The sequence below is a fragment of the Halocynthiibacter sp. SDUM655004 genome, from assembly GCF_026015885.1.
Taxonomy (GTDB): Bacteria; Pseudomonadota; Alphaproteobacteria; order Rhodobacterales; family Rhodobacteraceae; genus Falsihalocynthiibacter; species Falsihalocynthiibacter halioticoli.
This window is the reverse complement of sequence record NZ_JAPDUG010000002.1, coordinates 929,227-942,975: the sequence shown is the minus strand read 5'-3', so window position 1 is coordinate 942,975 and position 13,749 is coordinate 929,227. Positions and strand designations below refer to the sequence as shown.

The window sequence follows — 13,749 nt, the reverse complement described above, 5'->3', positions numbered from 1 at the left end:
GGCAACTGCCCTAGGAAAATTGCAGCGGAGTGCATAGATTGAGAGAACCAGATTGTGAGGCGAATTCTTGGGCTTGGCAGATATTGCAGATGGCGTAACCCGACAGGTTGAAAGCCTCGGGGCCAGCGTAAACGAAACCCTTTTCGAGCCAACCGTGCGCCTTGGCGTGACGGGTCTTAGCCGTGCGGGCAAAAGCGTTTTCATCACATCGTTGGTGGCTAACCTGCTGAAGCGCGGACGGATGCCGCAGCTTACGGCACTTACCGATGGCACGCTGCGTTCGGTTTATCTACAGCCGCAACCTGACGACACGATAGCACGCTTCCCCTATGAAACACATCTTGCCAAGTTGACCGGGCCAGACCCAGTTTGGCCCGAAAACACCCGAAGCGTTAGTGAGCTTAGACTGTCGTTTCGTGTTAAATCCAAAGGGCTCATAGCGGGGCTAGCTGGTGAGCGGACCGTTCATCTGGATATTGTCGATTACCCGGGGGAGTGGCTTCTTGATCTTGCGTTGATGGACAAGAGCTATGCGGATTGGTCAGAGAATGCTTTGGCACGGATTCAGGCTCAGGAGGGTGGTGCCGATCTCGCGAAGAAGCTCTCGGAAGCTGATGTCTCTGCCCCATTCGAAGAACCGCGCGCACAGGAACTGGCCGCGCTATACACCGAATTTTCTCGCGCGGCGCATCTAAACGGATTGAGCAGCGGCGCACCGGGGCGCGTGATCCTTCCTGGTGAACTGGAGGGCTCTCCAGTGCTGACATTTGTTCCGCTACCTATGGCCGAGCGCTTTTCGCGTGGTTCTTTCGGGCGAGAGATGGAGCGGCGCTACGAGGCGTATAAATCGCAAGTCGTAAAGCCGTTTTTCCGCGATCATTTTGCTCGGATTGATCGGCAAATCGTATTGGTGGACGTCCTAAAAGCGCTGCATCGTGGCCCTGCCGCTGTTGAGGATTTGCGCAATACGATGGGTGATATTCTTGCGGGCTTTAGGCCGGGCAAGTCGCGCTGGTTAACCAGTCTACTAGGCGGGAAACGGGTGGAACGGATGCTCTTTGCCGCGACCAAAGCTGATCATCTCCATCATACGCAGCATCCACAATTGGCCGCGATTACGTCAGCTTTGCTGGAACAGGCCAAATCGCGCGCGGATTTCTCTGGAGCGCAAACGCGGGCCATGGCTATTGCCGCTTTGCGCACAACAACTGAAGCAACGATAACCCACGAAGGTCGTGTGCTTGACTGTGTTCGAGGCAGGGTCGAGGGGCGCGATAAGCAGGTCGCTTTCTATTCGGGGCAATTGCCCAAAGATCCCTCTCAGGTTCTAACGGCGCTTCAAAATGGTGCTGACGAATGGAATGGGTTTTCGGTTGAAAGCCAGCGTTTTCTGCCCGCGGCCCTGAACCTGAAACCTGATGAAGGCCCGCCGCATATCCGGCTAGATCAGGCCGTTGATTTTCTGATTGGGGATAAGCTGCGATGAGTAAAGATAAACCGATCCTGATCGAGATTTCAGACCCCGAAGAATCGCCTGCTGAAGCACCTGCCGTGCCTGAACTTGGCGAATCCTCAGCCCTGCAATCAACTGCGCGCTATATGGCGAAACCCACATCGCGACTGGCCAAATGGTTTTGGGGCAGCTTGTTGGCGTTTTTGGGGTTTGGCCTTTCGATTGCGGCATGGAATTTCGTAACCGGACTGATCGAACAGAATGTAGTTCTCGGGTATGTTGCCGCCGGACTTCTGGGCATCTTCCTGATTGTGTTGCTCATCGTGGCGCTCAAGGAAATTGCTGGATTTGTGCGTTTGGGGCGGATCGATTCACTACAGAAAGAAGCAGCGCATGCCTATGCCGCCGCTGACTTGAAGCCTGCACAAGATGTCGTCTCGCGGCTTGAACGGCTTTACGCCAACCGTCCAGAAACCGAGTGGGGGCAGGCGCGTTTAAATGACCGGAAAGACGAGCAACTGGATGCCGATGCTTTGCTGGCGTTTGCCGAAAACGAAATACTCGCTCCACTTGATGATATGGCGCGCCTAGAAATTGAAGCGACTGCGCGCCAAGTTGCGACTGTTACGGCGTTTGTCCCAATTGCGCTCGCCGATGTGTTCGCTGCACTGAGCTTAAATCTTAGAATGATCCGCCGCATTGCCGAAATATACGGTGGTCGTGCTGGCTTTCTTGGAAGTTGGCGGTTGACCAAAGTTGTTATGGCGCACCTTGTCGCAACAGGCGCTGTGGCGGTTGGTGACGATATGATTGGTTCGATCGCGGGTGGCGGGGTCATGAGCAAAATCTCACGTCGCTTCGGTGAAGGCGTGATTAATGGAGCGTTGACGGCGCGCGTTGGGGTTGCGGCAATGGAGACATGTCGACCGTTACCATTCGTTGCCAAAAAGCGCCCCGGCGTGACAAAACTGGTGCAGCGCGCGCTTACGGGTCTGTTTAGCTAGGAAAATACGGGCGGTTGATCTTTGGGCTGCCGGACCGAAGCAATCCCCATCCGTAAACCGCGGCCAATGCGATGCGCCAAAGCAGAGAATGAGCGTGCAGCCTCTGGGCGTAGCTCTTCTGCGAGCACCTCATCAAAGAGGTCAAGCCAGAGCGCGAAATGTTCGGGCATGATCGCCGGAACCTGCATGTGTACCTGCATCGGATTGCCGGAATATTCGCGTTCAAAAAGGATAGCATTGCGCCAGAATGCGGCGATCTTGGCCTCATGTGGCCGCCATACCTGTGCTGTTGTGCCAAGCCGCTGTATAAAGATCGGACCAAGTACGTCATGCGCACGGATGCGTTTGTAGAACTGCGCCACCACGCGGTCGATCTCTTGGGGCGTGATGTCAAAACGTGCGAGCGGATGGGACATGATATTACCTTTCCTCTCTTCAATATTCCGTTCACTCTTCATGCGAAACACGCCCAATTGACGCAGAGGCCTAGGAAACAGCGCGAAATTTCAACAGAGAAGCCCCAGAGCGCACGGGTTTCGCTAGACCATAGGGAAAGGCGGCTCTATAACGCGCCTATGATGATACATCACTCGATCATTATTCGAATTATTTGCCCGGCGCTCTAAAGCAGGAGACGCCGGGAAAAGGCGTAAGCCATGCGCGCCGCCCTTCGCCGAAAATGAATACCGTTTAAGGACCACATCCATGTGCGCCGACACGACCGAAACACCCGACTATAAATCCACTCTGAACCTGCCGAAAACCGATTTTCCGATGCGGGCAGGGCTTCCTAAGCGCGAACCCGGCTGGCTTGACCGCTGGGCAAAGATCGGCGTTTATGACCGCCTTCGCGAAGAGGCCGCCGCCAAGAAAGGCACTGATGCCGAGCGCAAGGTTTTCACGCTGCATGACGGCCCGCCCTATGCGAACGGGCACCTCCATATCGGACACGCGCTGAACAAAACGATCAAAGACATCATCGTCCGCAGCCATCAGATGATGGGATTTGATGCCCGCTACATTCCGGGGTGGGATTGCCACGGCCTTCCGATTGAATGGAAGATCGAAGAGAAATACCGCCAAAAGGGTAAAAACAAAGACGACGTGCCAATCAACGACTTCCGAGCGGAGTGCCGTAAGTTTGCCCAAGGTTGGGTTGACGTGCAGCGCGAGGAATTCAAGCGCATTGGCGTGACGGGCAACTGGGAAAACCCGTACCTGACAATGGACTTCCACGCCGAGCGCGTGATCGCCGAAGACTTCATGAAGTTCTTGATGAACGGCACGCTGTATCAAGGCTCCAAGCCCGTGATGTGGTCGCCAGTTGAAAAAACCGCACTGGCCGAAGCAGAAATCGAATACCACGATCACAAGAGCCACACGATCTGGGTGCCGTTTAAGGTTGTTTCTGGTTCTGAAGCGCTGAAGGACGCGCGGGTTGTCATCTGGACAACGACTCCGTGGACCATCCCTTCGAACAAGGCCGTTGCTTACAACAAAGGCATTTCCTACGGTCTTTACCGCGTCGCGACGACTGAAGAAGAAAGCTGGACTGCACCAGGCGATCTTTACGTTCTAGCCGATACACTCGCCGAAGATACGCTCGGCAAATCCCGTGTCACAGAGTTTACCCGCGTTTCTGATGTTGCTGCGTCTGAGCTTGAGGGAGCGGTTTGTGCGCACCCCTTCGCGGGTCTCGACGGTGCTGATGGCTTCTGGGATTACGAAGTGCCGCTCATCGATGGCGATCACGTAACCGATGACGCCGGTACCGGTTTCGTGCACACCGCGCCAAGCCACGGTGCCGACGACTACGAGGCTTTCGTAAAGCGCAACTGGCTAGACCGGATGACTCACAACGTGGGCGAAGAATCCGAGTTCTTGCCACATGTTCCATTCTTTGCCGGGCTTCAGGTCTTTGACCGTAAGGGCAAAGAGGGCAAAGCCAACAATGCTGTGATTGCCAAACTGGTTGAGGCTGGTGGCATCATCGCGCGTGGCCGTGTAACGCACAGTTACCCGCATTCTTGGCGGTCCAAAGCGCCGATCATCTTCCGCAACACGCCACAGTGGTTTGCCGCGATTGACCGCGAAATTGGTGATGGCAAAGACACCTTTGGTAAGACCATCCGCGAGCGCGCGCTGACCGCAATCGACAACGTAAAGTGGACGCCACAATCGGGCCGCAACCGCCTTTATTCGATGATGGAAAGCCGTCCGGATTGGGTCTTGTCGCGCCAGCGTGCGTGGGGCGTTCCGCTAACATGCTTTACCAAAGTTGGCGCATTGCCGACCGATGCGGATTTCCTTCTGCGCAACGAAGAGATCAACGCGCGGATCGTTGAAGCGATCGAGGCCGAGGGTGCGGATGCATGGTATGCCGAGGGTGCGAAAGAGCGTTTCCTCAGCGGGATCGTGGACCCTGCGGACTATGAGCAGGTCTTCGATATTCTCGATGTTTGGTTTGACTCTGGCTCGACCCATAGTTTTGTTCTGCGCGATCGTGAAGACGGCTCCGACGACGGTATCGCCGATGTCTACATGGAAGGCACCGACCAGCACCGCGGCTGGTTCCATAGCTCGCTGCTACAAAGCTGTGGCACCAATGGCCGCGCGCCCTATCGCAACGTTGTAACCCATGGCATGACGCTCGATGAAAAGGGCATGAAGATGTCCAAGTCCATCGGCAACACCATCGTGCCAGAGAAGGTTATCCAGCAATACGGCGCTGATATCTTGCGCCTTTGGGTTGCTCAAACGGATTACACATCTGACCAGCGGATTGGCCCTGAAATCCTCAAAGGCGTGGCCGATAGCTACCGCCGTTTGCGGAATACAATGCGGTTTATGCTTGGCTCGCTCGCAGAGTTCAGTGAGGACGAACGTGTTGCACCCGAGGATATGCCAGAGCTTGAGCGCTTGGTTCTGCATCGTTTGGCAGAGCTGGATCACACTGTGCGCAAAGGCTATGCCGCCTTTGATTTCCAAGGTGTGTTCCAATCGGTGTTCAACTTTGCGACTTTGGACCTGTCGGCGTTCTATTTCGATATTCGCAAAGACGCACTCTACTGTGACGGTAACACGCTACAACGCCGTGCGGCACGTACAGTACTTGATATCCTGTACCATCGCATAACGACGTGGTTGGCCCCGATCCTGATCTTCACAATGGAAGAAGTTTGGCTTGAGCGTTACGGCGATGACGATAGCTCGGTTCACCTTACAGATTTCCCAGATACGCCTGCCGATTGGCTTAACGAGCCGCTGGCCGCGAAATGGGAAGGCGTGCGCAAAGCCCGCCGTGTCGTGACGGCAGCGCTTGAAATCCAGCGTCAGGAAAAGGTTATCGGTGCGAGCCTTGAAGCAGGGCCAGTTGTGCATGTGCGCGACGAAGCGGTTCTGGCTGCGCTCAAATCCCTGCCGTTCGATGACATCTGCATCACATCTTCGGTTCAGCTTTCGGGCGATCCTATCCCCGCAGAAGCGTTCCGCCTGCCGGAAATCGAAGGCATTGGCGTTGTATTTGAGCCCGCCGAGGGCGAGAAATGTCAGCGTTGCTGGAAGGTTTTGCCAGAGGTTGGGCAGCATAAACACGAAGGCGTTTGTGGCCGTTGTGATGAGGCGCTGAGCGAATAGGCTATTTGCAAGAGGTTTAATTGGGGCGGTGCGGTCTTCGCGCCGCCCTTTTTATTTTGCGCGGACGGGTATGATTTGCTGCGCGATGCCTGCAAACAGCAGGTACAAGGTCGTAAGCCCAAGCCCCCAATGGGCCCAGCTCTGGGAGTCGAAATCGACCCACGCGGCCCAGCCCGCAAAAAAGGTCCAAGCAAGTGCGATGGGCAGCGAGAGGGTGCGCCAGCGTTCTGTGCGAACAGGATGAATGAACTTGAGCGGCGCAAACATCGCAAGAGCGAGAAGGACGACCCCAGCCAGCATAATCCAGAAATTCGGCTGAAGTGCGAAGTACACGATAACAACCATATTCCAGCACCCGGGAAATCCGAGGAAAGAATTATCCTGTGTTTTCATGCGTGTATCGGCAAAGTAAAGCGCGCTGGCGAAGGTGATCACGATGATGGCAATCCATCCAGTCCAACCAGGTAATAGGCCTGACTTGAATAGCGCATAGGCCGGAATGAACACATATGTCAGATAGTCGATGATCAGGTCGAGCAACACACCATCGATTTGTGGCGCATTGGATTTTACATCAAAATGACGCGCGAGCGGTCCGTCGATACCATCGACGAAGAACGCCACAACAAGCCACAGGAACATAACGCTCCATGCCTGCTCAACCGCCGAGAGAAGCGCGAGCATCGCAAAAACTGCGCCGGTCGCGGTAAAGAGATGGACGAAATAAGCTTTGTGTTCTTTGGTCATACGCTTTGATGGCTGAATTAGTGCTTCAGTGCAATCAGCTTAGGCGCGGGGATGAGTTTTTTCATAGACCTGCATGAGCCGAGCTGTATCGACGGCGGTATAGTTCTGGGTTGTGGACAGAGAAGCATGCCCAAGCAGCTCTTGAATGCTGCGTAGATCGCCACCCGCCGAAAGAAGATGCGTGGCAAAGGAATGACGAAGCGCATGGGGCGTTACACTGGAGGGTAGGCCGAGCTGCATGCGGGTTTTTGCCATCGTGTCTTGAACCGTACGGGCCTTGAGCGGTCCGCCACGGACAGCATAGAAAAGTGGTGTTTTGGCGGAAAGCTCGTAGGGACAGGCTTTGGCGTAATTCGCAATCGCATGTTGTGTTGTAGGTAACACAGGCACGATACGTTCTTTGTTGCCCTTGCCGATAATGCGCAACGTTGCGGGCATGTCGGCCATATCGCCTGTTAGCGCCAAAGCTTCCGATATCCTCAGTCCGCAGCCGTATAGTAACGTAACCAAGGCAACGTCACGAAGGCCAACCCATTGCTTTGTGGATTGTAACTCTACGCATTCGATAATTGCACGCGCTGCCGGAATGTCGACGGGGCGCGGAAGTTTTTTGTGAAACTTTGGTGCACGTGTCGAAAGAACAGGAGTCGCGTCAAAACCTTCTCGTTCAGAAAACCAGTTATAGAAACTTTTGACAGCAGAGAGTTCGCGTGCAAGCGACCTTGGCGAAATACCGCGACTGCGTTCATGCGCGAGCCACGCACGCATATCTTGCAAGGTCAGGCGCTTGAGCGCAGATGTCCCAAGGCTGCCGTCAAAACGCGTGGACATGAACGAGAGGAACGCCAATAGATCGGTTTGGTAGGCTGTAATCGTATTGTCAGCGACGGCTTGCAGTGCACGCTTATTTGCGAGCCAGTCGTCCAGCAGTGCACTGGCGGCTGGGGGAATTGCGCTCACGACAACCAGCGGCGCATGATCCGTTCAAAGACGCCGCCAAAGAAACCAAGCAAATCCGTTCCTTGGTCCGCCTTGAACATATGCGGGTCTTCTGCTCCCAAGAGTAGCAAGCCAGGTAGGCGATTTTGCCCAAGGTCGAGCTTAAGCGCCGCTTCGGATCGAATATAACCGGCGGCTTCGCCATAGATGTGGTCATTGTTCGGATGAATTTGACGAAGGGTAACAGGGCGCACTGGCACATTCCGACCTTGGCTCAAGTAGCCATCAACGAAACCGGGATCCGCGACTGTCAGAACTGCGCCAAGGCGTTTCACCAGCGGGTCATCACCGTTTTCGGTGCTTTCCAGAACAAGGCGCACGCTGTCAACACGCAGGATTTGCGCAACTTCGCCGCCAAGTTCTTTCAGGAAGCTCTCAAAATCTGTAGGGTCCAACATACGCAGAATAGCACGATGGACCTGATTGGTCCCTGCGAGGTTTTCATAGGCGGCAGCAATGACGGATCGGTGCGTGTCTTCAAGGCGATCAAGCCGAGTTTCAAGCCGCTCCATTGCAATCCCGCGCAGATCAACAATATTGTCACCGAGTGAGCGTTCGTTTGCGGCAACGAGGGCGCGCATAAGATCCTGATCCTCTAGAATAACATCAGGATCAGAGATGATTTTCTCGCGAAGTTCTTCTTGAAATTTTACGCTGCTCAACGTGCCTGCCTCGTCATCTTTATTGCCCAAATCGCGGATTTTTCCGTCTGAATTGGTGCTAAAACTACTCTCAACTTGCAGTTTTCTAACATGCAGGTGCGTTCAATGCACTCAAAAATCTCCATGTGCAGGGGCGAGTACTCAAACGCCAGTTGCAAAAAAGCCCGCCGGAGAAAAACACCGACGGGCTTTGAAATCAGATTTGCAGACGGATCAGAGGATTTTCTGACCTGTTTTTGCCCAGTCTGCCATGAATGCATCAAGGCCAGATTTGGTAAGCGGGTGATCAGCCATTTTTTTGATCACGCCTGGAGGTGCAGTACAGACGTCAGCACCGATCAGCGCACAATCTTTCATGTGGTTGACGGAACGGATCGAGGCAGCCAGAATCTCTGTCTCGAAAGCGTAATTGTCATAGATGGTGCGAATGTCGGCAATCAGGTCCAGACCGTCAACATTGATGTCGTCCAAGCGGCCGATGAATGGCGAAATGAATGTCGCGCCAGCTTTGGCCGCGAGAAGCGCTTGGTTTGCAGAGAAACACAGAGTGACGTTGACTTTGGTGCCTGCGTCGCTAAGCGTCTTACACGTTTTCAAACCCGCCCATGTCAGAGGGACTTTGACACAGATGTTTTCCGCGATCTCTGCCAGTTTACGACCCTCGGCGATCATTTCGTCAGCTTCGAGTGCAACAACTTCGGCGGAAACAGGACCTTCGACGAGGTCGCAGATTTCTTTTGTGACTTCGATAATGTCGCGGCCGGATTTCATGATCAGGGACGGGTTGGTTGTTACGCCGTCCACCATGCCGAGGTCATTGAGTTCGGCAATCGCGGCAACATCCGCAGTATCAACAAAGAATTTCATGAGAGTGTTCCTAGTTTGGTTGGGCTCTATCCGGCGCCTGTTTACCTCAAGTTATGCCCCGTCGAAACCCCAAAAGGCAGAGTGTTGATATGACAGGGCAATTGAGCTTTGGTGGATCGCCGGAGTTAGGGATGAGTGCGGAAGGTCTAGAGAATGACCATGATTTTCCAGAAGGCGCGCTTGTTTCTGTGCTCACTACGCAGCCGATTGATCGATTCCTTGATTACAAAGCGCCAGAAGGTGGTTGCTCTATCGGGAGCTTTGTTGAGGTTCCTTTGGGGCCGCGTAAAACCTTGGGAGTTGTCTGGGGCAAGGGCGATGGAAAGTTTGATCCTTCAAAGATCCGCAAGATAAGCCGCGTCCTTGATGTTGCGCCGATGGGGCAGGATATGCGGGATTTCCTGACACGCGCCGCTGAATATACGATCACACCGCTAACTCAAATGCTTCGACTGGCAACGCGTGCGCCGGGCTTGTCTGATCCGCTATCTATGCAGAAAATTTATCGGTTGGGCGACGGTGTGCCAGACCGAATGACCCCCGCGCGGACGCGTGTGATCGAAACCTTGCAAGAATACGGCGGGCTTGGCTTCACGCTTGGCGAAGTTGCCAATTTGGCTGGTGTCTCGACCTCTGTTGTTAAAGGTCTTGTTAAGTTCGGAACCGTTCTTGAGTTGGATACGCCGCGAGATGGGCCTTTCCCTACATTGCAAGCCGGGTTCGGCGCGGTTGAGTTGACCGAGGATCAATCCAGCGCCGCCGAGGAATTGCGTAAAAGCGTTGCGACGGCGGACTATGAGTCCTTCTTGCTTAAGGGCGTTACCGGTTCTGGCAAAACAGAAGTCTATATGGAAGCCATCGCCGAGTGCTTGCGCAAAGGTCGGCAGGCGCTGGTTCTGTTGCCGGAGATTGCACTTACGGCAGAGTTTCTGTCGCGCGTTGAAAAGAGGTTCGGCGCGCGCCCTGCAGAATGGCATTCCGGCGTAACAATGACCGAACGCCGCCGTGTGTGGCGCATGGTCGGAGAGGGGAACGCGCAACTTGTTGTTGGGGCCCGCTCGGCGCTTTACTTGCCGTTTCGAGACTTGGGTTTGATTGTCGTCGATGAGGAGCACGACACCTCTTATAAGCAAGACGATGGCGTTCTCTATTCGGCGCGAGATATGAGCGTCTTGCGCGCAACCTATTGTGGGGCAACCGTTATTCTTGCCTCTGCAACGCCAAGTTTGGAAACTTGGGCCAATGCCGAGGCAGGCAAATACCGGCGTCTTGATCTTGAAAGCCGGTTCGGGGAGGCGCAGCTGCCTGATCTAAAGGCCATTGATATGCGATCCGAGCAACTGCCCTCTGCGCGGTGGATATCGCCGACACTTACCGCAGCAGTTAAGGCGAGAGTCGATGCAGGCGAACAGGCCTTGTTGTTCATAAACCGTCGTGGATATGCCCCGACCACGCTTTGCCGTGCGTGCGGCGTTCAGATCGGTTGTGAGCAATGTGATGCCCGCATGGTCGAACATCGTTTCCTTAAGCGGCTTGTGTGCCACCAATGCGGCGAGACCAAACCGATGCCAACGGCCTGCCCAAGCTGTGAAGTAGAAGGCAAGCTCGCGCCCATCGGCCCCGGCGTCGAACGCCTTGCCGAGGAGGTCGCCGAGTTGTTTCCAGATGTACGCGTGGCGGTTTTATCGAGTGATCTGTTCGGTTCGGCGCGCGCGTTGAAAGAACAGATCACATCCATTGCCGAAGGCGGTGCTGATATAATCATCGGAACGCAGCTTGTGGCAAAAGGGCATAATTTTCCGAACCTTACGCTCGTGGGAGTCATCGACGCCGATCTTGGATTGCAGGGCAGCGATTTGCGTGCCGCAGAACGGAGCTTTCAATTGATGCGGCAGGTTTCTGGCCGTGCGGGCAGATCGGAGAAAAAGGGCGTTGCGCTGTTGCAAACCTATCAGCCGGAACATCCCGTTATTCGGGCAATCCTCTCTGGCGACGAAGAAGCGTTTTGGCAGGCTGAAGCGCAGGAACGTCAAGCCGCTGGCGTGCCGCCTTATGGGCGAATGGCCGGTATCGTGCTTTCTTCGCCCGATGTTCAGGCTGTATTTGATTTAGGGGCGGACATGGCACGGCGTGATGCGCCGCTACGAAAGATTGGCGCGCAAGTCTTCGGACCGGCCCCCGCACCAATCGCACGCATTCGCGGACGGCATCGGGTTCGGCTGTTGGTTAAGGCTGAGAAGTCTGTGCCACTTCAGCGAGCCCTGTCTGAATGGGCGGCGCAGTTCAAGATTCCAACCAACTTGCGGCTATCCATCGATATCGACCCGCAGAATTTTTACTAATCTACCTTTTGTCAGTCGGCGTTTCAGCGTAAAGCGCCCGTATGAAAAAGTTTCCCTTCAAAGACATAGATCAGCTTCCAGTTTGGCGGCGGCCTGTTGCGCTCTTGGTTCTTGCGTCCATTGCGGTGCCGATTGCGTTCTCAACGTGGCTCGCACTGTTGAACAACTTTGTGATTGAGGTTGCTGGATTTGACGGGGCAGATATCGGGCTTTTGCATACAATTCGCGAAATTCCCGGATTTTTGGCAATTGGGGTCGCAGCAGTTCTGCTGATTATGCGTGAGCAAGTTCTGGCCATGGTCTCTCTGTTGCTCCTTATTGTGGCCACCGCGGTTACGGGATTTTTCCCATCGCTTGGCGGCATCCTTTTGGTGACGTTCATCAGTTCGGTTGGGTTTCACTATTTTGAAACGGTCAATCATTCGCTTCAGTTGCAGTGGCTGCCTAAAGACAAGGCACCGCAAATTCTTGGTTGGCTGGCGGCTGTTGGTTCGGTCGCTACGCTTGTCGCTTACGTTGCAATTGTGATGACGTGGGAGCGGTTTGGCCTGCAATACACCGAGGTTTTCCTGATCTCCGGCGGTGTGGCGGCGGTTATCGCGCTGTATTGTGTCTTTGCGTTTCCGCAGTTTGAATCCGATGTCGTGCAACGCAAGAGCATTGTTTTGCGTCGACGGTACTGGCTTTATTACGCGCTCGAGTTTCTCGCCGGAGCGCGCCGCCAAATCTTTGTGGTCTTTGCCGGATTTATGATGGTCGAGAAATACGGATTTGCGGTTCATGAAATCACCGCGCTTTACCTTGTGAACTTGATTGCTAACATCGTGCTGGCGCCGTTGGCGGGCAAAGCAATCGCACACTTTGGCGAACGGACAGCGCTAGTGTTTGAATATGCAGGGCTTGCGCTAGTGTTCTTTGCTTATGCTGGGCTGTATGTATACGGCTGGGGCGTTTGGTTGGCGATGGCGCTTTATATTGTGGACCACATGCTCTTTGCGCTGCGAATGGCTTTGAAAACCTATTTCCAAAAAATAGCAAACCCTGCCGATATTGCGACTTCTGCAGCGGTTACGTTCACCATCAATCACATCGCAGCGGTATTCCTTCCTGTACTTCTTGGGCTGCTATGGATCGTTGATCCGGCGATGGTATTTGGCACGGCTTCGGTTATTGCCTGCGGCTCGCTTGCGTTGTCGTTTCTATTGCCTCGGCATCCAGCTCCAGGGCGCGAAACGCGGTTTTCGAGCGGCGCGGTTCCAGCGGAGTAGAAATCAGCAAGAAGGCAGCATATATTCAATCCACACTCATGGGAGAAAATATGTTTCATTCCGCAAAAGATACGATGATCACCAAAGAACAGGCTCTGCCGGGGCGTGATACACAAATTCCAACAGCAGACGTTCATTTCCTGAGCAACCGTCCGCTGGACCTGAGCGTGCCAGAGGGTATGGAGGTTGCAATTTTCGGGATGGGCTGTTTCTGGGGCGTTGAGCGGTTATTCTATCAACTCGACGGTGTGTATCTCACCATGGTTGGGTATCTTGGCGGCTTCACTCCAAATCCGACATACGAAGAGGTTTGCACAGGCAAAACAGGCCACAATGAAGTTGTGCGTGTTGTGTTTGATCCGGCGAAAATTTCCTATGACACGTTGCTGCAGCATTTCTGGGAAGGTCATGACCCGACACAAGGCATGCGCCAAGGAAACGACCGTGGCACACAATACCGATCTGGAATTTACACATTTTCTGACGCCCAGACAGAAGCCGCAGAGGCAAGCCGCGCGCTTTACGCACATCGATTGCGGCGGGCAGGCTATGGTGCGGTAACAACGGAAATAGAACCGGCTGGGCCATTCTATTTCGCCGAAGACTACCATCAGCAGTATCTCGCGAAAAACCCGACAGGCTATTGCGGCATCGGCGGAACAGGCGTGACTTGTCCAATCGGCTTGGCGGTTTAGGATCGCTTGACCTCTTCAAGGGCGGCGCGTAGTGAAATCCGAGCACATAGCCGCTCGCGCAATCTGAACAAGAGGT

The 13,749-nt window shown here is 54.4% G+C and carries 11 protein-coding genes; 6 read left to right on the top strand and 5 right to left on the bottom strand.

The window, feature by feature from the left end; all coding sequences use genetic code 11:
- Positions 1-67 precede the first annotated feature (67 nt).
- Positions 68-1,486 (top strand): YcjX family protein, encoded by a 1,419-nt coding sequence (locus N9C89_RS12185; RefSeq protein WP_263954173.1) that lies wholly within the window; start codon positions 68-70, stop codon positions 1,484-1,486.
- Entirely contained in the window at positions 1,483-2,457 is a 975-nt protein-coding gene (locus tag N9C89_RS12180) for a YcjF family protein (RefSeq protein ID WP_263954171.1), read from the top strand. The genes N9C89_RS12185 and N9C89_RS12180 overlap by 4 nt, the downstream gene beginning before the upstream one ends.
- Here N9C89_RS12180 and N9C89_RS12175 read toward each other — a convergent pair.
- Positions 2,454-2,873: a group III truncated hemoglobin gene (locus N9C89_RS12175; protein ID WP_263954170.1), complete on the bottom strand. Its 420-nt coding sequence runs from the start codon at positions 2,871-2,873 to the stop codon at positions 2,454-2,456. The two genes, N9C89_RS12180 and N9C89_RS12175, sit on opposite strands and share 4 nt — an antisense overlap.
- Before the next feature lie 289 nt (positions 2,874-3,162).
- Here N9C89_RS12175 and ileS point away from each other — a divergent pair, with 289 nt between their 5' ends.
- A complete protein-coding gene (ileS, locus tag N9C89_RS12170) occupies positions 3,163-6,093 on the top strand; it encodes an isoleucine--tRNA ligase (RefSeq protein WP_263954169.1) in 2,931 nt (976 codons plus the stop codon).
- 51 nt (positions 6,094-6,144) lie between these two features.
- On the opposite strand, the gene N9C89_RS12165 is transcribed toward ileS, so the two are convergent.
- The 4 genes from N9C89_RS12165 to fsa form a co-directional block, all read right to left on the bottom strand.
- Entirely contained in the window at positions 6,145-6,840 is a 696-nt protein-coding gene (locus N9C89_RS12165; RefSeq protein WP_263954168.1) for a CDP-alcohol phosphatidyltransferase family protein, read from the bottom strand.
- A gap of 39 nt (positions 6,841-6,879) precedes the next feature.
- The gene (locus N9C89_RS12160; RefSeq protein ID WP_263954167.1) at positions 6,880-7,800 is read right to left on the bottom strand and encodes a tyrosine recombinase XerC; all 921 of its coding nucleotides are present in this window, start codon (positions 7,798-7,800) and stop codon (positions 6,880-6,882) included.
- Complete coding sequence (locus N9C89_RS12155) at positions 7,797-8,501, bottom strand: DUF484 family protein (protein ID WP_263954165.1); 705 nt, start codon at positions 8,499-8,501, stop codon at positions 7,797-7,799. The genes N9C89_RS12160 and N9C89_RS12155 overlap by 4 nt, the downstream gene beginning before the upstream one ends.
- Positions 8,502-8,714: 213 nt before the next feature.
- Complete coding sequence (fsa, locus tag N9C89_RS12150) at positions 8,715-9,368, bottom strand: fructose-6-phosphate aldolase (RefSeq protein WP_263954163.1); 654 nt, start codon at positions 9,366-9,368, stop codon at positions 8,715-8,717.
- A 131-nt stretch (positions 9,369-9,499) separates the two neighbouring features.
- Between fsa and N9C89_RS12145 the strand changes: the two genes are divergently transcribed.
- The 3 genes from N9C89_RS12145 to msrA are packed head-to-tail and all read left to right on the top strand — an operon-like array spanning position 9,500 to position 13,673.
- Positions 9,500-11,710 (top strand): primosomal protein N', encoded by a 2,211-nt coding sequence (locus N9C89_RS12145; RefSeq protein ID WP_263954450.1) that lies wholly within the window; start codon positions 9,500-9,502, stop codon positions 11,708-11,710.
- A gap of 41 nt (positions 11,711-11,751) precedes the next feature.
- Positions 11,752-12,978, top strand: a complete 1,227-nt coding sequence (locus N9C89_RS12140) for an MFS transporter (RefSeq protein WP_263954162.1) — start codon at positions 11,752-11,754, stop codon at positions 12,976-12,978.
- A gap of 50 nt (positions 12,979-13,028) precedes the next feature.
- Positions 13,029-13,673 (top strand): peptide-methionine (S)-S-oxide reductase MsrA, encoded by a 645-nt coding sequence (msrA, locus tag N9C89_RS12135; RefSeq protein WP_263954161.1) that lies wholly within the window; start codon positions 13,029-13,031, stop codon positions 13,671-13,673.
- Positions 13,674-13,749: the final 76 nt, after the last annotated feature.